This window comes from Kocuria sp. CPCC 205263, from assembly GCF_040981075.1.
In the GTDB taxonomy this organism is placed as follows: Bacteria; Actinomycetota; Actinomycetes; order Actinomycetales; family Micrococcaceae; genus Kocuria; species Kocuria rosea.
On sequence record NZ_JAVKPV010000042.1, the window covers coordinates 1 to 881 of the forward strand.

The following is an 881-nucleotide window of genomic DNA, read 5'->3' on the forward strand; positions in this document are numbered from 1 at the left end:
CTCAAGGACGGTCTGCTGTCCTTCCCCGTCACCGCGTTCGACCAGGACCTGCTCTTCGACGAGAGCGCCTACCGCCAGCACCTGGCCTGGCAGGCCTCCTACCCCGTGGCCGGGCTCTTCGCCGCCGGCGGCACCGGGGAGGGCTTCTCCCTCACCCCCGAGGAGACCGCCACCGTGGTGGCCGCGGCCGTTCACGAGGTCGGGCACCGGGTCCCCGTGCTGGCCCCGGCCGCCGGCAACACCGCCCAGGCCGTGCGCAACGCCGCCGACGCCGCCGCCGCCGGCGCCGAGGGCCTGCTGCTGCTGCCCCCCTACCTCACCGAGTGCGACCAGGAGGGTCTGCTCGCCCACGCCTCGGCCGTCTGCGCGGCCACCGACCTCGGGGTCATCGCCTACAACCGGGCCAACGCCATCTACTCGGCCGAGACGATCGCCCGGCTGGCCGAGCGGCACGAGAACTTCATCGGCTTCAAGGACGGCGTCGGCGACATCGAGCACCTCACCAAGGTCTACGCCACCAACGGGGACCGGCTGTTCTACCTGGGCGGGCTGCCCACCGCGGAGACCTTCGCCCTGCCCCTGCTGCAGCTGGGGATGAGCACCTACTCCTCGGCGATGTACAACTTCGTCCCCGAGTTCGCCCTGGAGTTCTACCGCGACGTCCGCGCCCAGGACCGGGTCGCCGTCACGGACAAGCTCAACCGGTTCGTGCTGCCCTACATCGAGATCCGCGACCGGGTGAAGGGCTACGGGGTCTCCATCGTCAAGGGCGGGCTCAAGGCCGTGGGCCGGCCCGCCGGCGGGGTGCGCCCCCCGCTGCAGGACCTCACCGAGACCGACCTCGCCGACCTCACCGCCCTCATCGACGCCCTCCCCACCGG

At 72.2% G+C, this 881-nt stretch carries 1 protein-coding gene; it reads left to right on the plus strand.

From position 1 onward, the window contains the following. On the plus strand, positions 1 to 881 hold an 881-nt coding region (locus RF647_RS19025), incomplete at both ends, for a 5-dehydro-4-deoxyglucarate dehydratase (protein ID WP_368813099.1).